This window comes from Microbacterium sp. C7(2022) (assembly GCF_028823665.1).
In the GTDB taxonomy this organism is placed as follows: domain Bacteria; phylum Actinomycetota; class Actinomycetes; order Actinomycetales; family Microbacteriaceae; genus Microbacterium.
This window is the reverse complement of sequence record NZ_JAPEHV010000001.1, coordinates 211633-235147: the sequence shown is the minus strand read 5'-3', so window position 1 is coordinate 235147 and position 23515 is coordinate 211633. Positions and strand designations below refer to the sequence as shown.

At 67.5% G+C, this 23515-nt stretch carries 19 protein-coding genes; 8 read left to right on the top strand and 11 right to left on the bottom strand.

The window, feature by feature from the left end; genetic code table 11:
* Positions 1-19 precede the first annotated feature (19 nt).
* Entirely contained in the window at positions 20-487 is a 468-nt protein-coding gene (locus ON062_RS01045; protein WP_274645276.1) for a hypothetical protein, read from the bottom strand.
* Positions 487-1095, bottom strand: a complete 609-nt coding sequence (locus tag ON062_RS01040; RefSeq protein WP_274645275.1) for an RNA polymerase sigma factor — start codon at positions 1093-1095, stop codon at positions 487-489. Before ON062_RS01040 ends, ON062_RS01045 begins: the two co-directional genes overlap by 1 nt.
* 83 nt (positions 1096-1178) lie before the next feature.
* On the opposite strand from ON062_RS01040, the gene ON062_RS01035 reads away from it, so the two are divergent.
* On the top strand, positions 1179-1919 hold the full coding sequence (locus ON062_RS01035; protein ID WP_274645274.1) for a GMP synthase: 741 nt from the start codon (positions 1179-1181) through the stop codon (positions 1917-1919).
* Here the strand turns inward: ON062_RS01035 and ON062_RS01030 are convergent.
* The 8 genes from ON062_RS01030 to xylA all read right to left on the bottom strand — a co-directional run bounded on the left by ON062_RS01030 (position 1876) and on the right by xylA (position 9538).
* Positions 1876-2706 (bottom strand): tryptophan-rich sensory protein, encoded by an 831-nt coding sequence (locus ON062_RS01030; protein ID WP_274645273.1) that lies wholly within the window; start codon positions 2704-2706, stop codon positions 1876-1878. The two genes, ON062_RS01035 and ON062_RS01030, sit on opposite strands and share 44 nt — an antisense overlap.
* Before the next feature lie 72 nt (positions 2707-2778).
* Positions 2779-3246: a glutaminase gene (locus tag ON062_RS01025; RefSeq protein WP_274645272.1), complete on the bottom strand. Its 468-nt coding sequence runs from the start codon at positions 3244-3246 to the stop codon at positions 2779-2781.
* Between the two features lie 7 nt (positions 3247-3253).
* Positions 3254-4456 (bottom strand): cation:proton antiporter, encoded by a 1203-nt coding sequence (locus ON062_RS01020; RefSeq protein WP_274645271.1) that lies wholly within the window; start codon positions 4454-4456, stop codon positions 3254-3256.
* A 24-nt stretch (positions 4457-4480) separates the two neighbouring features.
* On the bottom strand, positions 4481-5185 hold the full coding sequence (locus ON062_RS01015; RefSeq protein WP_274645270.1) for a GTP pyrophosphokinase family protein: 705 nt from the start codon (positions 5183-5185) through the stop codon (positions 4481-4483).
* Between the two features lie 46 nt (positions 5186-5231).
* Positions 5232-6065, bottom strand: a complete 834-nt coding sequence (locus ON062_RS01010; protein ID WP_274645269.1) for a transposase — start codon at positions 6063-6065, stop codon at positions 5232-5234.
* A 73-nt stretch (positions 6066-6138) separates the two neighbouring features.
* Positions 6139-6867 carry a VIT family protein gene (locus tag ON062_RS01005; RefSeq protein WP_274645268.1) on the bottom strand — a complete coding sequence of 243 codons (729 nt, stop codon included), beginning with the start codon at positions 6865-6867 and terminating at the stop codon, positions 6139-6141.
* A 64-nt stretch (positions 6868-6931) separates the two neighbouring features.
* Entirely contained in the window at positions 6932-8239 is a 1308-nt protein-coding gene (locus tag ON062_RS01000) for a xylulokinase (RefSeq protein ID WP_274645267.1), read from the bottom strand.
* Positions 8240-8350: 111 nt separating this feature from the next.
* Positions 8351-9538 (bottom strand): xylose isomerase, encoded by a 1188-nt coding sequence (gene xylA / locus ON062_RS00995; RefSeq protein ID WP_274645266.1) that lies wholly within the window; start codon positions 9536-9538, stop codon positions 8351-8353.
* Between the two features lie 108 nt (positions 9539-9646).
* Here xylA and ON062_RS00990 point away from each other — a divergent pair, with 108 nt between their 5' ends.
* The 3 genes from ON062_RS00990 to ON062_RS00980 all read left to right on the top strand — a co-directional run bounded on the left by ON062_RS00990 (position 9647) and on the right by ON062_RS00980 (position 16804).
* A complete protein-coding gene (locus tag ON062_RS00990) occupies positions 9647-10654 on the top strand; it encodes a LacI family DNA-binding transcriptional regulator (RefSeq protein ID WP_274645265.1) in 1008 nt (335 codons plus the stop codon).
* Between the two features lie 169 nt (positions 10655-10823).
* Entirely contained in the window at positions 10824-15503 is a 4680-nt protein-coding gene (locus ON062_RS00985; RefSeq protein ID WP_274645264.1) for an endo-1,4-beta-xylanase, read from the top strand.
* A gap of 128 nt (positions 15504-15631) precedes the next feature.
* Positions 15632-16804: an ROK family transcriptional regulator gene (locus ON062_RS00980; protein ID WP_274645263.1), complete on the top strand. Its 1173-nt coding sequence runs from the start codon at positions 15632-15634 to the stop codon at positions 16802-16804.
* Here ON062_RS00980 and ON062_RS00975 read toward each other — a convergent pair whose 3' ends face one another.
* Positions 16805-17821, bottom strand: coding sequence for a LacI family DNA-binding transcriptional regulator (locus ON062_RS00975; protein ID WP_274645262.1), 1017 nt, complete (start codon positions 17819-17821; stop codon positions 16805-16807).
* Positions 17822-18001: 180 nt separating this feature from the next.
* On the opposite strand from ON062_RS00975, the gene ON062_RS00970 reads away from it, so the two are divergent.
* From ON062_RS00970 to ON062_RS00955, 4 genes are all read left to right on the top strand, one after another.
* The gene (locus tag ON062_RS00970; RefSeq protein ID WP_274645261.1) at positions 18002-19294 is read left to right on the top strand and encodes an ABC transporter substrate-binding protein; all 1293 of its coding nucleotides are present in this window, start codon (positions 18002-18004) and stop codon (positions 19292-19294) included.
* A 1-nt stretch (position 19295) separates the two neighbouring features.
* Positions 19296-20312, top strand: a complete 1017-nt coding sequence (locus ON062_RS00965) for a carbohydrate ABC transporter permease (protein WP_274645260.1) — start codon at positions 19296-19298, stop codon at positions 20310-20312.
* Between the two features lie 5 nt (positions 20313-20317).
* Positions 20318-21190 (top strand): carbohydrate ABC transporter permease, encoded by an 873-nt coding sequence (locus ON062_RS00960; protein WP_274645458.1) that lies wholly within the window; start codon positions 20318-20320, stop codon positions 21188-21190.
* 61 nt (positions 21191-21251) lie between these two features.
* Positions 21252-23474 carry a glycoside hydrolase family 3 N-terminal domain-containing protein gene (locus ON062_RS00955; RefSeq protein ID WP_274645457.1) on the top strand — a complete coding sequence of 741 codons (2223 nt, stop codon included), beginning with the start codon at positions 21252-21254 and terminating at the stop codon, positions 23472-23474.
* The last annotated feature ends 41 nt before the right edge of the window (positions 23475-23515 follow it).

Sequence of the window (23515 nt, the reverse complement as noted above, 5' to 3'; positions counted from 1 at the left end):
GCCGTCAAGGCAGTTCGAATCAAATCTCGAACTGCGGTGTCTGAAACTCGCGTACGTCGTCACCGCCGGTGCGCACCACCAGTCGTACGTGCGCCAGGCCCGGTGCCACCTCATCGAAGGCGAACCTGTTGTTCTCCACCGACTCGCTCGCCATCTCACTCTCGCCCTGAACGAGCACGATCGCCAAGGGCACAGCATCCACCCATCCGTCCACGCGACGTCGCCCATCGGCCGTCGCGCTGACATGGAGCAGAACATTGACCGTCCCGTCGCTGAACTGCAGCGTCGTGGTCTCGCTCTCGCTACGGACGGCGGCGGCAGCCGTGTCGACCAGAGTCAGCATTTCGTACTCGCGCGACAGATCGGCCACGGCAACGGCGGCGACCATGCGGTCGACCAGGTCTGCCGGAACAGGGTCGATCTGCGACCACGTGTCACGCAGTCGCGCGAACAGCGCGGCGTCACCGGCGAACTCTTCGGCATCCATCATTCGTGTCCTTCCCATCCGTCGCTTTCAAGTGCAGCGCGGAGTTTGCCCAGGCACCGCTGCCGTGTCGGTCCGATCGACCCGATCGGCATCGCGAGGTCCTCGGCGATGCGCGCGTAGTCGGGCCGCTCTTCGAACGCGACGATTCGCAGCAGGCGCTGGCATCGTTCGTTGAGCGTGGTCACCGCGGTCCACAGTCGTCGGGATTCTTCTGTGGTTTCGGCGGTGTGCTCGGCGGATTCGTGGACAGGAAGGTGCGGTTCGAGAGCATCGCTCTCGGTGGCATCCGCTCGACGGTGTGCTTTCCCCACGCGCCACGCCTCGCGGCGCGCACACATGGTGAGCCACCCCGAGATCGCTTGCGGCTCATGGATCGATTCGTGCCTGCGCACGAGTGTCAGCCACGTCGTCTGGACGACATCTTGAGCCAGCGCGTGGTCCAGGCCGTATGCGCGAGCGACGTGCCACAGAGTCGGCGTCATGAGCCGCACCAGGTCGTCCATCGCGCGCGAATCACCGCCGCGCCAGCGCACGAAAAGCGCCGCCGCCCGTTCCCACCGAGGAAGCTCCTCGTCGGTGGGAAGTGCGTCGGCACCTTGTTGCGTCATAGCGCCCATTGTGTCCACAACGACACAGAGCGCGAAAGGCACGGGCTGATACGTGACGGCGACGACAGATTTAGACTGCTGGAATGACCGGTTCGGTGCTCTATGTGTGCGTGCGCCCGCAACAGGACGCGGCGGCGGCGGAGTATGAGTCGTTCCGCACGGCGATGCAGCTGGAGCGGGATGCCATCGATCACCACGACTTGGTGCGAAACCCCCTCCCCCACGACGTTTTCGACCGGTACCAGGCCTTCGTCGTCGGAGGAAGCCCTTTCAATGTGGCAGACCCTGAGCCGACGAAGACCGAGCCGCAGGTGCGGCTCGAGCGTGATCTCGAGCACCTGGCGGCTCACGCCGGCGCGGGTGACGGGCCTGCGGCGCTGTTCACGTGTTACGGAATCGGCGTTGTCACGCGCATGCTCGGCGGTGACGTGACCCGCGCCTTCCCCGAAGACACCGGCCCGACGATGATCGAACTCACCGACGCGGCGCAGACCGACCCGCTGTTCGGCGGACTCGCGAACCGCTTCTCCGCTCTCACCGCTCACAAGGAGGGCACGGCGAGCGCTCCGGCCGGCTCGGTGCTTCTGGCGAGCAACGACGCGTGCCCGGTGCAGGCCTACCGCGTCGGCGAACGGCTGTACACCACGCAGTTCCACCCCGAGCCCACGCCCGTGGCGTTCACCGAACGCATGGTGGTCTACCGCAACGACGGCTATTTCGACGCCACCGCGTTCGACGAGACCGCCGCGCGCGTGCTGAGCGCGAAGGTGACCGAGCCCGTCAGGCTGTTGCGGGCGTTTGCGCGGCGCTTCGGTTCTGCGTGACTCCCGCGCGCAGGCCGCGCACGGTGAACACGATTCCCGCGACCAGGATCACCGCGGCGACCGCGGCCGCCGCGTAGCCGATCACATCACTGCGCGGCTGGTCGGTCAGGCGCGCCACAGCGAGCCACGACAGACCCCACGTCAGTGCGAGCGCCGGGGCCAGTCGTGCGGTCGCCCACGACAGTGTGACGCCGATGGCCGCGACCGCGACAAGCACGGTGACACCGAGCACTTCTGCGGCATTCTCCCACTCGGCCGGGCCGATCTGCGTGAGCCACGCGGTCAGGTTCGCAACCGAAGCCAGGGTGACCCACCCCAAGTGCAGGCCGGTGACACCGTCGATCAGAATGCGGTCGATCCAGCCCTGCGACGGGGAGACGACGACCGCTTTGCGCAGCGTCAGCGCAAGTGCGATCAACAGGACGAAGATGCCGATCACCGTCAGGATCAGCGTCGTCAACTGGGCGAGCACCAGCCAGATCCCGTTGAGCACCATCGTGATCGCGATGAGGCCGCCGAGCGCGCGCTGCCGCTCATTCGCCCGCTGCGAGGGCAGAGCCTGCCACACGGTGTACACGAGCAGGCCCACGTACACCGCCGACCAGATCGAGAACGCCGAGGTTGCGGGGGCGAGGTAGGTCGCATCGGCCGCCAGCGCGCCGTCCTGCAGGTCTTGCACAGGAGTTCCGCCGAGCGCGCCGGTGCCCACCAGTGCGGCGATGATCATGAAACAGGCCGCGCTGATCACGAGGATCTGGCGGGTGAGGTCCTTCGCTGAGCTGTCCATGTCTTCGACGCTACAAATCTGCACAATCGGTCGCGACGTGCTTGACACGGATGCCGCGGGCATGGCAAAGCGTCAGGTCGAGCCGGTCGGCGGGTGGGCCAGCAGCTCGATTCGCTCGCGCAGATAGTCCTGCAGCGGCATCCAGCCCCCTCGCACACTCCAGCGCACGACGGGGACGCCGTCCTCTACGCGGAGAAGCGCTTCGCCGGGCGCTTCCCACCCGATGTGGACGACGACGCCGTCGGCGAACCCGCCGCGCGACGCGGCCGCGGCCAGTTCGGAGCGCTGACGCTGAGCTTCGGCGGTGTAGCCCCGGATCGCTTCGTGCCGCGCGCGCACGACCTCGCCGGTGGCGAAGACCGCATCCTCGGTGAGGAGGAACACCCCCAGATGCCAGGCCGTGCCTGCGGGAATGATGCGCGGCGCCCGCGGGATGCCCAGAATGCGGCGCGGCACCATGTGCGTGCCCAGCGCCTCTCGAGGGGCGTCGGCGAGCTGCTCGCGCGCCCGCGCGAAGATCTCTGCCGACGCCGCATCCATCGCTGCGCTACGCCTCGTTCTCGATGAGGGCGTCCTTGCTGCGTGAGATCTTCTCGCCGTGCAGCGCGCTGGCAATCAGCGGGAAGAGCAGCACCGACAGCATCCCGGCCCCCACCAGCACCGAGGCGATTCCGCTGCTGATGATCTCGGCATTCACGCCGATGGCGGTCACGGCCACGATGATCGGCAGCCCTGTGGCGCCCATCAAACCGATCGCCAGCCGCTCACCGAACAGGCTGCCCGGTGGCGCAACGAGCATCGACGGAAGGCCGCGGATCGCGAACAGCAAGACCAACGTGACCGGCACCAGGGCCGCCAGCAGCGGGTCTTCGATGAGCGCGCGCAGGTCGAACGTGACGCCGGTGTAGATGAAGAAGATCGGCACCAAGAAACCGAACGCGAGCCCCTCGATCTTGCTCTCGACGGCATGACGGTCGTGTTCGCTGGCCTCGCGCATGATGAGGCGCCACAGGACGCCGGCGGTGAACGCACCGAGCAGCATGTCGATGTCGAGCGCGAGGCTGAGGGTGACCATGGCTGCCACGATCAGCAGCACGGTGCGCACGGCGAACTGGCCCGAGGTGTGCAACGACGAACTGACGAACTCGTGCAGGCTGCCCTGAGGGACGCGCATCGCCCACCAGACCGCAAATCCGGCGATGACCGCGAAAATCGCGAGCACGACCGTTGCGGGCCCGGGTTCGCGCCCACCGAGGAAGATCGAAATGGCAATCAGCGGACCGAACTCGCCCACGGTACCGAGTGCGCTCACCGCCTGGCCGTACGGGGTGCGTAGTTCACCCGCGTCGCGCAAGATCGGCAGCAGCGTGCCGAGCGCGGTCGAGGCGAACGCCACCGCGACAATGATCGCCCCTTCGCCGGGAACAAGTACCCAGCCGAGCCCGAACCCGGCCGCTACCGACATGAACCAGCCCACCCATGCGTTGCGCCCGAGGCGCCCGCGCATCGTGCTGGCCTGAATTTCGGTACCGGCGACGAAGAACAGCATCGCCAAGCCGAACTCGCTCAGCAGGTCGATGATCTCGCTCTCGCCGACCCAGCCGAGCAGGCTCGGCCCCATGAGGATGCCCAGGAGCAACTCGAACACCACGAGCGGGACGCGCACCCACCTGCCGAGACCTCGCGCCAACAGCGGAGCTAACACCGCAAGAAAAGTGATGGCGAGGAACGACGTGTCGACGAAGTGCACGCCGTTCAGCGTACCCGCGGCGGCCTAGACCCCTGTCACACGCGGGCGGGCGCTGCCACGGATCTCCTCGTGAAGGCCATGCATGCGCTGATCCAGTTCGGACGCGGTCAGCGCCGCTTCGCGCAGGCTGTCGAGCAGGTGCGATGGCACGTGGCGGTCGTACTTGTAGTAGATCTTGTGCTCGAGGCTCGCCCAGAAGTCCATCGCGACGGTGCGGAACTGCACCTCGACGGGCACCTCGATGCGCCCCGTCGATAGGAAGACGGGCACTTCGAGGATCGCGTGCAGACTCTTGTAGCCGTTGTCTTTCGGCGACGCGATGTAGTCCTTGACCGACAGCACGCGCACATCATCCTGTGTGGTCAGCAGGTCGAACAATCGATACACGTCACTCACGAACGCACACGTGATGCGCACGCCCGCGACGTCGTGGATGCTCGCGCGAATGCTGTCGAAGTCGGTCTCGACGCCCTTGCGCTGCACCTTCTCCAGTAGTGAGTCGGCCGTCTTCACCCGGCTGGAGACGTGCTCGATCGGGTTGTAGTCGTGCATGAGCTGAAACTCTTCGCGCAGGATGGCGATCTTCGTCTCGATCTCTTGCATCCCGAAGCGGTACTCCAGCAGAAAGCGCTGGAACTCGTCACGCGCGGCCCGCAGTTCGGCCGGCGAGACCGTGATGGATTCCTCCAGGCCGTCGAGGGGATCGAGCGTCGATGCGGGGTTCGCCATGCGCCCCACCGTAGGACGCCCGCTTACGAGAGTCCTGTGAGCTGCACTAGTCGGCGTCAAGGCTCGTGCGGGCGCGCTCCGCGGCGGCTCGTGCGCGGGCGGCTGTCGCACGCGCCTGCCGCAGGTCGCTCTCGAGAGAGGAGAGATCGGATGCCGCGGCCGCCGCGTCGCTCTGCACCCGCTCGAGGTCGCGGCGCAGGTCGTCGACGCGTTCGTTCAGGTGATCCACGCGTTCCTGCACCTTCGCGCGCTGCTCGTCGAGGCGCTGCTCGATCCGCTCTGCCTCGTTCGCGGCACGCTCGCTCTCGCGCGCCGCGCGCTCGGCTGCCTTGCGAGCGCGGCGTGCGGCCAGATCGTCGCGTGTTGCGGGCGGCGCCGGCGCGGCGCCGGGGAGTGTTCCGCCGACGGCGTCTGCGGGCACCTCTCCCCCGGCATCGAGGCCCGTCACCAGACGAGCGGTGAGCACAGCCGCGGCGGACGCGGCATCCATCACCGCCGCATTGATCGTGGCGCGGATGCTCTCGTGCGCGGCCGAACTCACCGACACCCCCTGCGCCGTCGCGAGGCCCGCCGCACTGTCGGCGAGCGCGGCGACGAGGGCACGACGCTGCGGCGCGAGGCGCGACAGCTCTGCCGCGTCGAGGTCGTCCTGGGCTTCGCGCAGCGCCGCCGACAGCTCGACGGCTTCGCTGAGCTGCCCGTCACGGGTCAACAGGTTCACCGCGAATGCCGCGACCGTTGGTTTGCGCAGCGCCCGGATGGCGCGGGCAAGCGGCGGCGCTTCGCGCTGTGCGCGGGCATTGCGAGCCGCCGTGAACTCGGCGGGTGGCAGCGCGTAGAGCTCTGCTGCCACCGCGTCGAGGTCGTCATCACCCGCCATGGGTTCATTCTGGCCCAGTCGCTGGCTCGATCACGCGGACGCGGTCAGACCCGGTGGAACTTCTCTACGCGCATCAGACGACGGTCGTACCGAACAGCGAGCCGACAAGGAATGTCGCGCCCAGCGCGAGCGCGCCGCCAATGACCGTGCGGAGGATCGCACGCCCACGGCTGGCGCCGCCGATCCAGGCCGCGACGAACCCTGTGGCGGCGAGAGCGACGAGCACAGCGACGAAGGTCAGCCAGATCCGCGCGGGGTGCGGTGCCAACAGAATGGTGGCCATTGGCAGAAGCGCCCCCACGGTGAACGCGATCGCCGACGCAAACGCCGCATGCCAAGGGCTCACGACGTCGTCCTGATCGATATTGAGCTCAACGGCAAGGTGCGCCTTAAGCGGATCTTTCGCGGTGAGTTCCTGCGCCACCGTCGTCGCGGTGGCATGGCTGAGTCCCTGCGCTTCGTACAGCGCAGTCAATTCCGCCAGCTCTGCCTCGGGGTCTTCGTCAAGCTCGCGGCGCTCCTTTTCGATGAGCGCCTTTTCGGTGTCCCGCTGCGAAGACACGGAGACGTACTCGCCGAGCGCCATCGAGATGGCCCCGCCGACGAGTGCTGCCGAGCCAGCGAGCAGCACGGGAGCGGTGTCGGATGTCGCAGACGCGACGCCGACGACAACGGCGGCCGTGGACACGATGCCATCGTTCGCACCCAGCACACCGGCGCGGAGCCAATTCAGGCGTTGCGCGAGCCCCGCGTTGTGCGGTTCGCCGGCATGGCCCGAAACGGGCGTGGTCTCGTCAGTCACGGCGCCAGACTACCCACGCGTGCCTCGATGCTTCGCGAGGCTTGCTGCGGTCGCTCTATCGGCGTCAATCCGCGCGGAGCACGCTCACCGCCTGCCGCGCCGCCCCTCGGGCAACGTACTCCCCCGGCTCGGGCACCTCAACTGGCAGGCCCAGCACCTGCGGCGCGATCTCGCGCACGGCCGCAGACTGCGCGGCCCCGCCGATGAGAAGCGCTCGCTCGAGCGGCACACCCAGACCGCGAAGCGCCTCGAGTCCGGCTCCCATGCCCGACAGCATCCCCTCGACAGCCGCACGCGCGAGGTTCTCCCGAGTCGTGGAAGCGAGAGTCATGCCGAGCAGTGACGCCGTCGCGTCGGGAAGGTTCGGCGTGCGCTCCCCCTCGAAATAGGGCACGAGCGACAGTCCGCCAGCGCCGGTTTCGGCCGCGAGCGCGAGTGTGGCGAGCTCGTCATGCTCCACGCCGAGCAGACGCGCAATCGCGTCGAGGACGCGCGCAGCGTTGAGGGTCGCGACCAACGGCAGGAAGCGCCCCGTGCAGTCGGCGAAGCCGGCGACCGTCCCCGTGGGATCGATCGTGCGGGTCTCGCTCACGGCGAAGACCGTGCCGCTCGTCCCGATCGACACGACGACGTCGCCGGGGCCTGCACCGAGGCCGAGTGCCGCGCCGGCGTTGTCGCCGGCTCCCGGTCCGACGCGGCGGCCAGCGGCATCCGTCACCCATTCCTCAGGCCCAAGCACGCGCGGGAGCACCGCGTCGCGCCCGAGTGCGGACGCAAACAGTTCGCGGTCGTACTCCCCCGTCGCCGGGTTCCAGTAGCCGGTGCCCGACGCGTCGGAGCGATCGGTGACGAGCTCATCGATCGCCGGACCGAGAGCGCTCGTGTCGGCCGGGCCGTAGCCGCGCAAGCGCCAGGTCAGCCAGTCGTGCGGCAACGCGACCACCGCGACGCGCGCAGCGTTGTCGGGCTCGAAGTCGCGCAGCCAGCGCAGCTTTGTGATCGTGAAGGATGCCACGGGCACCAGCCCGGTGCGCTCGGCGAGCGCGTCCGCGCCGTACTCGGCGATCAGGTCCGTGGCCGCTGCGGCCGAGCGAGTGTCATTCCACAGCAACGCGTCACGCACCACGCGACCCTCGGCGTCGAGCGCGACCATGCCATGCTGCTGCCCGCCGATCGCCCACGCCTCGACGTCATCGATGCCGCCCGCCTCGGTGATGGCGGACTGCAGCGCCTGCCACCAGGCCTCGGGGTCGACGCTGGTGCCGTCCGGGTGCCCGGCGCGCCCCTGGCGCACGATCTGCCCACTATCGGCATCCGTGATCACGACTTTGCACGACTGGGTCGACGAGTCGACCCCCATCACCAGCGCCATGACGGCTCCGTTTCGTTCTTCGTTCGATGAGACACGCCCCGTGCGCTGAGACACCGTGGCAGGCACGATGTCTCAGCGCGACGAGCGTGTCTCGACCAGCCGGGGGTCGGATTAGCGCGCGCCCATGAGGTGCTCGGTGGCGAGCTGCTGCAGACGTACGAAGCCGAAGCCCTTGCCGCCCAGGTACGCCGAGGGGTCGAAGTCCTCGTACGCCGAGCGGTCGGCCAGCAGATCGTCGTACGACTCTCCCTCGCCGAGCGTCGGCTGCGCGAGCTCGAACACCTTCGCTGCCTCGAGTGCCTCCTGCACCTCGGGGTCGGCGCGGAACGCCGCGGCGCGCTCCTTCAGCAACAGGTACGTGCGCATGTTGGCGGCAGCCGAGTCCCACACGCCGGTCTCGTCTTCGGTGCGGCTCGGCTTGTAGTCGAAGTGGCGCGGGCCGTCGTAGGACGGGCCGCCGTTCGGGCCGCCGTTCTCGAGAAGATCAACCAGCGCGAACGCGTTGTGCAGGTCGCCGTGGCCGAATACGAGGTCCTGGTCGTACTTGATGCCACGCTGACCGTTCATGTCGATGTGGAAGAGCTTGCCGTGGTACAGCGCCTGGGCGATGCCGGCGGCGAAGTTGAGGCCCGCCATCTGCTCGTGTCCGACTTCGGGGTTCAGGCCCACCAGCTCGGGGCGCTCGAGCGAGTCAATGAAGGCCAGCGCGTGGCCGACCGTCGGCAGCAGGATGTCGCCGCGGGGCTCGTTGGGCTTGGGCTCGATCGCGAATCGGATGCCGTAGCCCTTGTCGGTCACGTAGTCGCCCAGCAGGTTCACGGCCTCGCGGTAGCGCTCAAGAGCCTGGCGCACATCCTTGGCGGCGTCATATTCGGCACCCTCGCGGCCGCCCCACATCACGAAAGTCTCGGCGCCGAGCTCGGCAGCGAGGTCGATGTTGCGCAGCACTTTGCGCAAGGCGAACCGGCGCACATCGCGGTCGTTCGACGTGAATCCGCCGTCCTTGAAGACCGGCGCGGAGAAGAGATTGGTCGTGACCATCGGGGTCTTGAGGCCCGTCGCCTCGAGCGCACCCTTCAGGCGGTCGATCTGCGTCTGACGCTCGGCGTCGGTCGAGCCGAAGGCGAAGAGGTCATCGTCGTGGAAGGTCAGGCCGTAGGCGCCGAGCTCGGCGAGCTTCTCGACCGCGTGAACGACGTCGAGTGGCTGACGCGTCGGGCCACCGAACGGATCGGTCCCGTTGTAGCCGATGGTCCAGAGGCCGAAGGTGAACTTGTCGGCGGGCGTGGGGGTGGGCATGACGCTCCTTCGCGGTAATTGTTGCTGAAGACAACCTATACCACGAGCGCCGCGCCGTCCACCCCCTGCCACACCTCCCCGATAGTTTCGAAGCGCTAGCATGCGTGCATGGCCGATACCGCACGCGTGACGCTCGCAGACATCGCCGCCGAGGCGGGCGTCTCGCTCGCGACGGTGTCGAAGGTGCTCAACGGGCGACCCGACGTCTCGTCCTCCACACGCGCGCGCCTGGAGGAACACCTGGCGCAGCACGGCTACAAGCGGCGCACCGCGTCACAGCACAGCGAGTACATCGAATTGGTGTTCCATGAACTCGAGCCCAGCTGGTCGATGGAGGTCATCGAAGGCGTGGAGCAGGTAGCCCACGCGGCTGGACTGTCGGTAGTCCTCACCGTGAGCGGCGATCGCCATGCGCCGGCGGCAGACTGGGTCGACGGAGTGCTTCGGCGCAGACCCACCGGCGTCGTGCTGGTCTTCTCTGACATCACCGAGGGGTTTCGAGAGAAGCTGCGCTCGCGCAGCATCCCGTTCGTGATCGTCGACCCCGCCGGCGACCCTTCCCCGGATGTGCCGTCGGTCGGCTCAGCGAACTGGTCGGGCGGACTCATGGCGACGCGCCACCTGATCGACCTCGGACATCGACGGATCGCGGCGATCACCGGGCCCGAAGACATGATGTGCTCCCTTGCCCGCGTCGACGGCTATCGTTCCGCGATGAACGCCGCCGGCATCGAGATCGATCCGTCCCTGATCCGATTCGGCGACTTCCACACCACCGGCGGCGAGCGACACGCCCGCGACTTGCTCGCCCTCGCAGATCCTCCGACGGCGATCTTCGCGGGGAGCGATCTGCAGGCCCTCGGGGCGATCGCCGCAGGGACGGCGGCGGGGCTGCGCGTTCCCGACGACCTTTCGGTGGTCGGCTATGACGACATCGCGCTGTCGCGGTGGATGAGCCCACAGCTCACGACAGTGCACCAGCCGCTGAAGCGGATGGGCGAAGAGGCCGCGCGCCTGGCACTCAGGCTCGCAAGCGGATCGACCGTCGACACTCCGCGGATGGATCTCGCGACGCACCTCGTCGTGCGCGAGAGCACCGCGCCGCCGCGCCGCTGACCTCGCCTCAGCGCCCGCACCTCAGAGAGTCAGGCTGCCGCGTCATCTCCCGAAACTTCCGCGGTAGTTTCGTAACGCTTACGTAACGGTCATGCCGCGCTGGGCTCATGCGGGATTAGTTTGCGAAGACCACAAATCGGTCACCTTCCCCAGCGCAAAGGAGCGCAGCGTGACGCAACGCCGTGTCCGCACCACCCTCTTCGCCGTCGCCACGGCGGGAGCGATGGTGCTCGCCCCCCTCATTCCCACAGCGGCCACTGCCGCACCCACCACTGTCACAGCGGTGGACTTCAACGACTCCAGCATCGGCGACTGGACGCAGAGCGGCGGCGGAATCGACACGCTCTCGTACGTCGCCGACCCCGACGATGCCGCCAACACGGTGCTGCGCGTGAACGACCGCGACGCGGACTTCGTGGGCATCGAAAGCTCGCTCGGACTGTTCACCGAAGGTGAGGAGTACTCGTTCTCGGCACGCGTGCGACTCGCCGACGACGCCCCCGCCGAGAGCACCGAGGCGCGGTTCATCGTGAAGGACGGCTTCCACTGGGTCGACGGGAGCAACGCGACCATCACGAAGACCGCCTGGACGACAATCTCGGGCACCCGAACCGCCGACGCCGACGATTCGAACGTCTACATCGGGACCAGCGAACTCACGCCCGCTGCCCCGTACTCGTACCTCATCGACGACGTCCTGATCACGACGGAGTCGTCCGAGCCGGCCGGCCCAACGGTCGTGCTGGAGAGCGACTTCGAGACCGAGGTCGCTTCTTGGGCCGGTCGCGGAGCGACCGTCGCCCGCATGGATGCCGCTGCGCACTCGGGCGTCTGGAGTCTGGCGATCACCGACCGTGCGAACGCCTGGAGCGGAGCATCCCTCGATGTCTCGTCCCTCTTCGACGAAGGCACCCCCTACTCGATCAGCGCGTGGGTGCGCCTCGCCGACCCTGCGGCAACCCCCGTCGGGGTCAACCTCGGTGTCAACCAACCCGGAGCATCGAACGAATACCCCTGGGTGGGCACGCGGACCACGGTCGGCGCCGAGTGGGTCGAGCTGACCGGCACGGTCACCAGCGCCGCAGAAACGCCCATCACCACGCTCTACATCGAGGCGGCTGCCGCAAATGTCGACCTTCTCCTCGATGACGTGACCATCCTCGGCCCCGAAGACGGCGGCGAAACCCCGACCAACCCCGATGTCGTTCCCGGAGGAGCAGTGAACCCCACCACCACGCCGGTCGCCGCGGCACAGGGCACGGGTGATGTCGCCGCGCTGACGTTCGACGACGGCCCCAACCCCGGCACCACGCCCGCTCTGCTCGACTACCTCGCCGAGAACGACATCACCGCGGTGTTCTGCGTGATCGGGCAGAACATCACCGCACCCGGCGGTGCGGACATCCTGCGTCGCATCGTCGCCGAGGGACACGTCTTGTGCAATCACTCGACAGGCTACGGTGACATGGGGTCGATGTCGGCCGAGCAGGTGGAAGCCGACATGATCGAGAACCTGCGGATCATCCGCACGGCGCTCGGCGACCCGAACGCGGCCGTCCCGTTCTGGCGCGCCCCCAACGGCAGCTGGGGCGTAACCCCTTCGGTCGCGGTCAGCCTGGGCATGCAGCCCCTCGCCGTGATCAACACCATCAACGACTGGGCCACCCAGGACGTGCCCACACTCACGGCCAACCTGCGTGCGGCGATCACGCCGGGCGAGATCGTGCTCGCACACGACGGTGGCGGCGACCGATCGGGCACCCTCGCGGCGGTACGCACCGTGGTCGACGAGCGCCTTGCCGACGGCTGGACGTTCACACTGCCGGTCGGAACACCGACTGCGGCAGGCAAGGTGCTGATCAGCACCGACTTCGAGGACGGCCTGGACGGATGGAGCGCGCGCTCCGACGGCACGGGCGATCCGACGGTGACCATCTCGACTGCGCAGGCCCACGGCGGAGCGCAGTCCGCCCTGGTCTCGGATCGCACGTCGCAGGGCAGCGGCATCGGCGTGGACGTGACCGGCGTGCTGGTGCCCGGCGAGACCTACGAGCTGACCGCCTGGGTGCGCTTCGCCGACGAGCAGCCGACCGATGCGGTGTGGCTGAGCATGGCACGCACCGTTGACGGCGCCACGACGTACAGCACCCTCGCGCAGTTCTCGGAGATGTCGAACAGCGAATGGGTCGAGGTGACCTCGACGTTCCAGATGGGGGCGGCCGACAGCGCACTGCTCTACTTCGAGACGAACTACAACGGGACGAACACCTCGCCGTTGTACATCGACGACATCGTGGTGCGCACCCCCGAGCCCGCCGTCATCGAAGACATCCTGCCCATCAAGGACACCGCCGACTTCCCCGTCGGGGTCGCCATCGACAGCCGTGAGACGCAGGGATCGGCATCCGAACTGCTTCTGCGCCACTTCGATCAGGTGACGGCCGAGAACCACATGAAGCCCGAGGCGTGGTACACCGCGGCCGGAGACTTCCAGCCCGCCGCCGACGCCACCGCGATCATGGACTTCGCCGCCGAAAACGACCTGAACGTCTACGGTCACGTCCTGGTCTGGCACAGCCAGACTCCGGCGTGGTTCTTCCAGGATGCCGCGGGCGACCCGCTCACCACGAGTGAGGCCGATCAGCAGATCCTGCGCGAGCGCATGCGGACGCACATCTTCGACGTCGCGGAGTACCTCTCCGACGACTGGGGCCTGTTCGGCAGCAACACGAACCCCCTCACGGCCTTCGACGTCGTGAATGAGGTGGTCTCCGACAGCGGCGACTTCGCGGACGGTCTGAGGCGCAGCGAGTGGTACCGGATCCTCGGCGAGGAGTTCATCGACCTGGCATTCGAGTACGCGGACGAGGCCTTCAACGACACCTACGCCGCGCCCGGCGCGGGCCGACCGGTAACGCTGTTCATCAACGACTACAACACTGAGCAGGGAGGCAAGCAGAACCGCTACCTCGCTCTGGTCGAGAGGATGCTCGAGCGCGACGTACCGATCGACGGAGTCGGCCACCAGTTCCACGTCAACCTGGCGATGCCGGTGTCGGCGCTCGACACGGCGATCCAGCGCTTCCAGGGCCTCGGCCTGACGCAGGCGGTCACCGAACTCGACGTGACGACCGGCACCCCGGTGACGCAGGCGAAGCTCGTGGAGCAGGGCTACTACTACCGCGACGCATTCCGGGTCTTCCGCGAGCACGCCGCCGACATCTTCTCGGTGACGGTGTGGGGACTCACGGACGGGCGCAGCTGGCGCGCCGACAACGGCGCCCCGCTCGTGTTCGACGACGCGTATCAAGCCAAGTCCGCCTATGACGGCATCGTCGACGCCGGCCTGCCGGACCGGTTGCGGACGGCCAACGTGTTCCAGGCCGACATCGCACTCGACGCCGACGCCCTCGACCTGGTCGAGTGGAGCCAGCTTCCGCTGCACACCATCGATGACGATGCCGCGTTCCAGCTGCGCTGGTCGCCGGGTCACCTGACCGTCTTCGTACGCGTGGCCGACACGCGCCCCGACGCGGTGAATCTGACCGTCGACGACGACACTTTCTCGGTCGACCCCGAGGGCTCAGGTGATCTCGAAACGGTCTCTCGCGACGTCGACGGCGGCGTCGAGATGGTGATCGAAGTGCCATGGGACGGCGCGGCATCCTCGGACACCGTCTCGTTCGACGTGTCGATCGACCGCGACGGCGCGGTCACCGGGTGGAACTCGCCCGGCGCACTGGGCACGCTCACGCTCGTCGAACCGCTGTCGTACACGGAGGTGGCGCGTACGGATGCCGCGCCCGCCATCGACGGCGACATCGACGATGCGTGGGCCGACGCCGGCGCTGTGTCGACCGACAAGCAGGTGCAGGGAACGTCGACGGCGGGCGCCGAGGTGCGCACGCTCTGGCGTGAAAACACCCTCTACGTGCTGCTGGAGGTCGCCGACGACGTCATCGACGTGACGGGGTCGGATCCGTGGATTCAGGACTCCGTGGAGATCTATGTCGATCCCGGCAACGTGAAGGACGGCTCGTACCGATACGACGACATGCAGCTGCGCATCAGCGCCGATAACGTGGTGTCCTTCGGCACCGGAGACGAAGCGTTCCAGCGGGCTCGTGTCGAGAGCGCGACGTCGGTGACCGACACCGGGTACGTGGTCGAGGCGGCGATCAGCCTCCTCGAGTACGGCGGCGAGGGGTCGTTCCACGGCGTCGACTTCCAGGTGAACGACGCCGCGGACGGCGCGCGACTCGGCATCCGGAACTGGGCGGACCCGACCGGTGCCGGCTATCAGTCCACCGCGCGCTGGGGCGTGGCGCAGCTGGTATCGGAACAAGATGGCGGGCCCACCGATCCCACGGACCCGACCGATCCCACGGATCCCACGGGCCCGACCGACCCGACCGATCCGACCGATCCGACAGAGCCCGGCGCGTCATGGGCGACGGTGGACATCGGCTCGGGCACCGTCGAGCAGGGCGGCGTTCTGCCTGTGCGACTGACGGGACTCGGACCCGGTCAGCAGGTGGGTGCCACGCTGTTCAGCGACCCGATCGTGGTGGAGGGGATCCCCGCGGCCGATGCGGCGGGATCGGTGTCATTCGATGTCGCGATTCCCGCCGACCTGCCACTCGGTGAGCACACCCTGGTTCTGACGTCGGGTGACCTCGATCCGATCAGCGTCGCCGTGACGGTCGTGGCGCCCGGTCAGTTGCCGATCACCGGCGCGCAGGCGCCGTGGGCCATCGCGCTGATGGGCGCGTTCGCTCTCGCCGTCGGCACGATGCTGATCGCCCGCAAGCGCCGCCCCACCGGAGTCGCGAAACGCGCCCAGGCGTGACCCCCAGGAGGAGTGCGGCTTGCCCGTGACCACCCCGTCAGTGCGGGCAGCCACACTCCTCCTGGGCCGTTGCCGGTCTCGGATCACCGCGAACGACGCGTGCGAGAGGAACCCCCTACAGTGAAGACGTGAGGTCAACGAGCGGCGCGATCAACGTGCGACAGCAGAACCTCGCCCGTGTTCTCCGTCTGGTCCACCTTTCGGGGCCGCTGTCGCGAGCGGCACTGACTGAAGCGACCGGACTCAATCGCTCGACGATCGCCGACCTCGTCGCGCAGCTCAGCGACGAAGGTCTGGTCGCCGAGCGCGACCCTGATCCGTCCTCACGGGTCGGGCGACCTTCGAACATCGTCGTGGCTGATCCCCGCGTGGTCGCCATCGCCGCCAACCCCGAAGTCGACGCGATCACGATCGCCGCCGTCGGCCTGGACCGGGAGATCCGGGTGAGCCAGCGCATCGAGATGACGGCGGCCCCGACCGCGACCGACGCGGCTGATGTCGTCAGCGCCACCATCCAGTCGTGGACGGGCGGTCCGCTTCACGGCTCCCGCATCGTCGGCGTCGGCCTCGCCGTCCCCGGCTTGGTCCGGGCGCGGGACGGGCTGGTGCGGAGCGCCCCCCACCTCGGCTGGACGGACGCGCCGATCGCCGATCATGTCCGCATGCGAACCGGACTCCCCGTCGCGATCGAGAACGATGCCAGCTTCGGCGCGCTGGCCGAGCACAGATTCGGCGCAGCCCGCGGCCACGACTATGCCGTGTACCTCAACGGCGGTGCCAGTGGAATCGGAGGCGGGCTCATCGTCCATGGGCAACCCACCGGCGGCGCCATGGGCTACGCAGGCGAATTCGGCCAGAACCGCCCCGGCATCGGGTCCGATGCGGATCGCACCGCTCGCGACGGGGTACTCGAGGACGAGGTGTCCCGCGCGCGGCTGCTCTCGTACGTCGGACTCACATCGGCCGATGAGCCCACGCTGGCCGCGGCGCTGCGCAACGCCCAGCCGCCGGCCCACCACGAGATGGGGCGACAGCGACGCATCCTGGCGACGGCGCTCGCCAACGCCGTCAACGTCCTCAACCCGACCGTGGTTGTGCTGGGCGGGCATCTCGCGACCCTCGCCGAAAGCGACATGGACGAGCTCCGCCGACTCGTCGTCGCCCAGGCGATGCCGGCGACCATGGAGGACGTAGAGATCCGCGTTGCGTCGCTGGGCGAGGATCGCCTGTTGATCGGCGCGGCCGAGGGTGCCTTCGAAGCCCTGTTGAATGCCCCCACCGGCGGCAACCCCGCGGCGTGATCAGTCCGTCGCCACGCCGGCGTGCACGCGTGCAGTCGTTGCACGCGGAACAAGACGCGTAGGCAGGCGTATGTGCGTGGCCCGCGGCTCTTGACCCTCCAGCAGCGTGAGCAGCATGCGTGTGGCTTCGGCGCCCACCCGCTGTATCTGCTGTCGCACCGTGGTCAGCCGGGTGAGCGAACGCGAGGCTTCCGGAATGTCGTCGAAGCCGATCACGGAGAGATCGCGAGGGACGTCGAGCCCCATCTCCACCGCAGTGTCGATGACCGCCAGCGCGGATACGTCATTCGCGGCGAACACCGCGGTGGGCCGATCGGAATGTTGCAGCAGCGCCCGCGCCACTCTTCGCACGATCCGGTCTTCATACTGCCCCTCGACGATAAGGCGGGGGTCCGGGCGGATGCCCGCGTCGGCCAGCGCCTTGCGATACCCCGCCTCGCGCGCCGCCGACGACCGCAGATCGGCGCGACCCGAGACGTAGCCGATCCGCTCGTGCCCCAGATCGATGAGATACCGCACAGCTTCGCGCGCTCCCGCGAAGCTGTCCGATTCGACTGTCGGCAGGTCTGCGGGCCCTGTGTGCGGGTCGACGGCCACGACGGGGATGTCGACCCCGACGTTGACGACCGTCGGGGTCACCAAGATGGCACCGTCGATCATGGATCCGCTCAGTCGGTTGAGCGAGCGACGCTCCCACCCCTCGCTCCCACGCTGGCGCGATCCGCTGTACGCCAACAGGTCGTATGCCGTGTCGTGCAGGACCTGGCTCACCCCTTTGAGCACCTCGGCACTGAACGGCTCGATCTCGGGAACGAGCACACCGATGACACCGGATCTCTGGGACCGGATGCTGCGCGCCCCCAGGCTGGACTCGTAGCCCAGCTCGCGCACGACGGCCTGCACGCGGTCGACGGTGCGTGGGGCGATGCCGTATCGGCCGTTCATCACCTTCGAGACTGTCGAGACCGATACGCCGGCCGCAGCGGCGACCTCGTGGATGGTCACTCGTGTGGTCACAGAGCGAGCGTAGATCAGTTTCATCACATTTTCGAAAACGTTTGACGGTACATGGCCGGGTTGTCACACTTGACTCGTTCATGGTTCGAACATCGCGCAATGCAGAGCGAAAGTTTCGCTGTGCATGTTGCATCAACGCATGCCGGTTCCGGGGATGCGTACTCAAAGAGGAGACATCACATGAGAAATAGGAAGTTCGCGCTCGGCGCGGCGGCCCTCGCGATCGGGGCGCTGGCCATCAGCGGCTGCTCCGCGGGAGGCAGCGAGTCGACCGAAGAAGGCGGCGCGGTCGAAATGACCCTGTGGCAGAACTCGACCACCGGTCCCGGGCAGGAGTTTTGGGAGAACGCGATCGCGTCGTTCGAGGACGAGAACCCGAACGTCACGATCGAGATGCAGTCCATTCAGAACGAAGACCTCGACGGAAAGCTGCAGACCGCCCTGAACGCCGGCGACCCGCCGGACATCTTCCTCCAGCGCGGTGGCGGAAAGATGACGGCGATGGTCAACGCCGGTCAGCTCATGGATCTGACGGACCTCATCACGGACGACGTCAAGAGCGAGGTTCCCGCAGGATCGTTCGCCGCCGAGACCTACCAGGACAAGGTGTGGGCGATGCCGTTGTCGGTGCTGCCCGGCGGGCTCTTCTACGCACAGCAGGCGTTCGATGAGGCCGGCATCACCGAGAACCCGACCACGATCTCCGAACTCGAGGATGCCGTCTCCGCCCTGAAGGACACCGGAATCGCGCCCATCGCCCTCGGCGCCAAGGACGCGTGGCCGGCCGCGCACTGGTACTACTTCTTCGCGATCCGCGAGTGCAGCCCGGCCGTCATCGAGGCGACCGGCGACAGCAAGGACTTCAGTGACGAGTGCTGGATGCGCGCGGCCGAGGACCTCGAGGACTTCGCGGCGATCGAGCCGTTCAACGAAGGCTTCCTGACCACCCCGGCGCAGCAGGGCGCAAGCAGTTCGGCGGGCCTCGTGGCAAACCGGCAGGCTGCCATGGAGCTCATGGGCGCCTGGGACCCGGGTGTGATCGCATCGCTCACGCCGGATGAGCAGCCCCTTCCTGACCTCGCATGGTTCCCCTTCCCCGAGATCGAGGGTGGAGACGGTGAGCCCGGATCGATCATGGGTGGCGTCGACGGTTACTCCTGCTCGGCTCAGGCTCCGAAGGAGTGCGCGGACTTCCTCAACTTCATCGCCAGCTCCGAGCAGCAGACGCTGTACTACGAGGCGTTCAACTCGCCGGTAGTGAACACGGTGGCGCAGGAAGCGATCACCGAGCCCTACCTGCAGCAGATCCTCGAGGCGTACAACAACGCTCCGTTCGTCTCGCAGTGGCTGGACACCGTGCTCGGCCAGAACGTCGGAAACGCGCTGAACGTCGCCGTGGTCGACATGCTCGCCGGCAACAGCAACCCGCAGAAGTTCGTCGACACGATCCAGACCGCGGGCGCACAGGGCTGACATGAATACACGCGAGACGTCCCCCGCGGATGCTCGCGAACTCGCGCCACACAGCGGGGGCGGCGACACGCCGCCCCCGCCTGTGTTGCGAGAACGCAAGCGCCGCCCAGGTCTGAGCTGGCTCGGCCGACTCGAGGTCCTCCTCCTGGTCGGGCCCGCTGTCATCTTCTTCGTAGGCTTCGTGATCGTGCCGGTCGTGATGGCCGGGTACTACGGATTCTTCCGCTGGTCGGGCTTCGGCCCTGCAACCGACTTCGTCGGGCTCCAGAACTACGTCATCATCTTCAGCGACCCGAACTTCCAGGCAGCGCTGGGCCACAACGCCTTCATCGTCGTGATGTCGCTCATCTTGCAGGGACCCATCGCAATCCTGCTGGCGCTGCTTCTGAATCGGCGGATGCGCGGTCAGTCGGTGATCCGCGTGCTGATCTTCGTGCCGTACGTGATCGCCGAGGTCGTCGTCGGCACCGGATTCTCCCTGATGCTCGCCACGAATGGCGCGGCCAACGCGATGTTCGAGAAGTTGGGACTCGGATTCCTCGCTCACGACTGGCTCGCCGACCCCCAGATCGCCATCTGGACGCTCATGGCCATCCTCACCTGGAAGTACATCGGGTTCGCGGTCATCCTCTTCCTCGCCGGCCTTCAGAGCATCCCGGAGGAGCTCTACGAAGCCGCGGCGATCGACGGCGCGTCCTATTGGCAGATCCAGCGCAGGATTACACTGCCGCTCCTCGGACCCACCCTCCGAATCTGGGCCTTCCTGTCGATCATCGGCGCCCTCCAGCTGTTCGACCTGGTCTACATCATCTGGGGTCAGTACGTCTCCTCGGTCGCCGGCACCAACACGATGGCGATCTACATGGTCGCCACCGGGCGAAATTCTGGGAACTTCGGCTACGGCAACGCTGTCGCAGTGGTCATCTTCATCATTTCGCTCATCGTCGCACTGGTGTACCAGCGCTTCGTCCTGCGGCGCGACACTGCCGGGGCGATCACAGAGAGGGGTGCCCAGTGAGCACCATGGCCATCACCACGCAGCCCAAGGTTGACCGGCGGGGCAAGTACTCCAAGCCCAAGCTGCCGTGGGGACCACCATCGGTCTACTTCATCGCGCTCGTCACCATCGCGTTGATGCTCGGACCTGTGATCTACATCATCCTCGGCGGCTTCCGGTCGAACTCGCAGATCACCGTCGACCCGGCGGGCCTACCCGACCCGTGGCAGCTGGAGAACTACGTCAGCGTCATCACGAGCGGCCTGTTCTGGAATCAGGTGTTCAACTCGACTCTGGTCGCCCTCGCCACCACCGTGGGGGCCGTGGCCCTCGGTCTCATGGCCAGCTACGTGATCGCGCGATACAGCTTCCGCGGGCGCGGTGCACTGTACGCCCTCTTCGCGGCGGGGCTCATGTTCCCGATCACCGTCGCGATCACGCCGCTGTACATCGTGGTGCGCAACCTCGGACTCATGAACACGTTGCCCGGTGTGATCCTTCCGCAGATCGCCTTCGCCCTGCCGGTCACGATCATCATCCTCGTGCCGTTTCTGCGAGCCATCCCCGACGAGATCCAGGAGGCTGCGTACATCGACGGATGCGGTCGCCTGTCGTTCTTCTGGCGGATGGTCCTTCCGTTGTCGGTGCCCGGAGTCATCACGGTGGGGATCCTGGCATTCATCGGCAGCTGGAACGCGTACCTGCTGCCTCTGTTCATCCTCAACAATGAAGGAGCGTTCACGCTGCCGCTGGGCGTTCAGGCGTTCTCCTCGCAGTACTCGGTCGACACGGCAAAGGTACTGGCGTTCACCTCTCTGTCGATGCTTCCGGCGCTGGTGTTCTTCAGCCTGTTCGAACGACGGATCGTCGGCGGCCTCACCGGCGCAGTGAAGGGGTGACCGCGTGACCATCGCAGATCACAAGACAGTGGTGCACAGGGCCGACGCACTCCTGGCCCAGATGACCCTCGAAGAGAAGGTTGCCCAGCTGGTGGGCTTCTGGGTCGACCAAGGCGACGAGACGGTCGCGCCGATGGCGGGCGAGATGGCGACCTCGACGCGATACGAGGAGGCGAGCATCCATGGCATGGGTCACCTCACCCGCGTCTACGGCACCCGCCCGGTCGATCCGAGCGAGCGTGCCGGGTGGCTGTGGTCGGAGCAGCGCAGGCTGCGCGCCGAGACACGCCTTGGCATCCCCGCGATCGTGCACGAGGAGTGCCTGACCGGGCTGGCGACGTGGAAGGCGGCGACCTACCCGACGCCTCTGGCCTGGGGCGCCGCGTTCGATCCGGAACTCGTTGAGCAGGTCGGCACGCAGATCGGCGAGTCGATGCGTGAGCTGGGCATCCATCAAGGTCTCGCCCCGGTGCTCGACGTGGTCCGCGATCCCCGGTGGGGGCGCGTGGACGAGTGCATCGGCGAAGACCCGTATCTCGTAGGAACCGTCGGCACCGCGTACGTGCGTGGACTGCAGTCCACCGGCATCCACGCGACGCTCAAGCATTTCGTCGGCTACTCGGCGTCGCAAGCCGGGCGCAACCACGCACCGGTGAGCATGGGGCGGCGCGAACTCGAAGACGTGATGCTGCCTCCGTTCGAGATGGCCATCCGCGACGGAGCCGTGCGAAGCGTCATGAACTCCTATGCGGCGATCGACGGCATCCCCGTCGCGGCGACGCCGGAGTATCTCACCGAGATCCTGCGCGATCGATGGGGCTTCGACGGCGTCGTCGTCTCGGACTACTTCTCGGTGGCCTTCCTCCACACCATGCATGCCGTGGCGGCAGACCTCGGTGAAGCCGCACACCTCGCCCTCGAGGCAGGGATCGACGTCGAGCTGCCCACGGGCGACGCCTTCGTCGCTCCGCTCATCGAACGCCTTCGGGACGGTCGCACGGACATCGGTCTGGTCGATCAGGCGGTACTGCGTGTGCTGCGCCAGAAAGAAGAGTTGGGGCTGCTCGACGAGACCTTCGACGAGGCACCACAGGGCGTCGACCTGGACTCGTCCGAGCACCGGTCATTGGCGCGGCGACTCGCCGGCGAATCCGTGATCCTGCTGTCCAATGACGGCATCCTTCCTCTGGCTCGCACACCTCGGCGCATCGCGGTGATCGGCCCCAATGCCGACGCCTCCGAGGCGCTCATGGGCTGCTACTCGTTCGCCAACCATGTGCTCCCCCACCATCCCGGCACCCCGCTGGGATTCGACGTGCCGACCGTCCTGGAACGCCTCACGGCCGAGTTCGCCGACACGGACGTGGTCCACGAGGCGGGATGCGACGTCGAGGGCGATGACGAATCGCGTATCGCCTCGGCGGTGAACGCGGCGCGAGAGGCGGATGTGGTCATTGCGGTGGTGGGCGACCGAGCCGGCCTGTTCGGGCGTGGCACCGTCGGCGAAGGAAATGACGTGGACGACCTCGAGCTGCCCGGGCTGCAACGCCGACTGGTCGAGGAACTGCGCGCCACGGGGACTCCCGTCGTGATGGTCTGCCTGACCGGACGCCCGTATGCGCTGGGTTGGGCGATCGAGGGTGAGAACGCGCCCGCGGCGGTGCTGCAGACGTTCTTCCCCGGCGAAGAGGGAGCGGATGCGATCGCGGCGGTGCTCTCCGGTCGCGAAGCACCGTCGGGCCACCTGCCGGTGTCTCTGCCGCGCTCGTCCGGATCGCAGCCGTACTCGTACCTGCACCCGCTCCTCGGGGGGCCGAACGAGATCACCAGCGCCGACAACGCGCCGGTTCTCGCGTTCGGCCACGGGCTGACCTACTCGTCGTTCGAGCGACGACTGTCGACGGTCGACGCGGTACCTGCCGGAGGACGGTTCACCGCCGAGGTACGCGTGCGGAACACAGGGTCTCGAGAAGCTACCGATCTCGTGCAGCTGTATGCGCACGACGAGTTCGCCACGGTCGCCCGACCGCTCGCGCAGCTGGTCGCATACACCCGGGTCTCGCTCGCACCGGGCGACGAAGCAGTCGTGCGCTTCGACGTTCCCACCACACGATTCGCGCTGACCGACCGGTCCTTCCGGCGAGTGGTTCAGCCCGGCGACGTCGAGCTGTGGGTTGGGCCGGACTGCCGCACGAAAGAGTCCATCGCGCGCGTGACGGTCTCGGGCGACGAGTACCTCGTCACCGACGCGGATCCGCGAGTGGTCGACGTCACGCTCGGCTGACGTGTGAGTGCGATGTGGTGCTTCGACCGCGCCCCCGGCGG

Coding starts and splice junctions, on each gene's coding strand:
- ON062_RS01030 (WP_274645273.1), bottom strand. CDS start 2,706: ATGGACAGCTCAGCGAAGGACCTCACCCGCCAGATCCTCGTGATCAGC.
- ON062_RS01045 (WP_274645276.1), bottom strand. CDS start 487: ATGGATGCCGAAGAGTTCGCCGGTGACGCCGCGCTGTTCGCGCGACTG.
- ON062_RS01035 (WP_274645274.1), top strand. CDS start 1,179: ATGACCGGTTCGGTGCTCTATGTGTGCGTGCGCCCGCAACAGGACGCG.
- xylA (WP_274645266.1), bottom strand. CDS start 9,538: ATGCCCACCCCCACGCCCGCCGACAAGTTCACCTTCGGCCTCTGGACC.
- ON062_RS00970 (WP_274645261.1), top strand. CDS start 18,002: ATGAGAAATAGGAAGTTCGCGCTCGGCGCGGCGGCCCTCGCGATCGGG.
- ON062_RS01015 (WP_274645270.1), bottom strand. CDS start 5,185: ATGGCGAACCCCGCATCGACGCTCGATCCCCTCGACGGCCTGGAGGAA.
- ON062_RS01040 (WP_274645275.1), bottom strand. CDS start 1,095: ATGACGCAACAAGGTGCCGACGCACTTCCCACCGACGAGGAGCTTCCT.
- ON062_RS01025 (WP_274645272.1), bottom strand. CDS start 3,246: ATGGATGCGGCGTCGGCAGAGATCTTCGCGCGGGCGCGCGAGCAGCTC.
- ON062_RS01010 (WP_274645269.1), bottom strand. CDS start 6,065: ATGGCGGGTGATGACGACCTCGACGCGGTGGCAGCAGAGCTCTACGCG.
- ON062_RS01000 (WP_274645267.1), bottom strand. CDS start 8,239: ATGGCGCTGGTGATGGGGGTCGACTCGTCGACCCAGTCGTGCAAAGTC.
- ON062_RS00955 (WP_274645457.1), top strand. CDS start 21,252: ATGACCCTCGAAGAGAAGGTTGCCCAGCTGGTGGGCTTCTGGGTCGAC.
- ON062_RS00965 (WP_274645260.1), top strand. CDS start 19,296: ATGAATACACGCGAGACGTCCCCCGCGGATGCTCGCGAACTCGCGCCA.
- ON062_RS00990 (WP_274645265.1), top strand. CDS start 9,647: ATGGCCGATACCGCACGCGTGACGCTCGCAGACATCGCCGCCGAGGCG.
- ON062_RS00960 (WP_274645458.1), top strand. CDS start 20,318: ATGGCCATCACCACGCAGCCCAAGGTTGACCGGCGGGGCAAGTACTCC.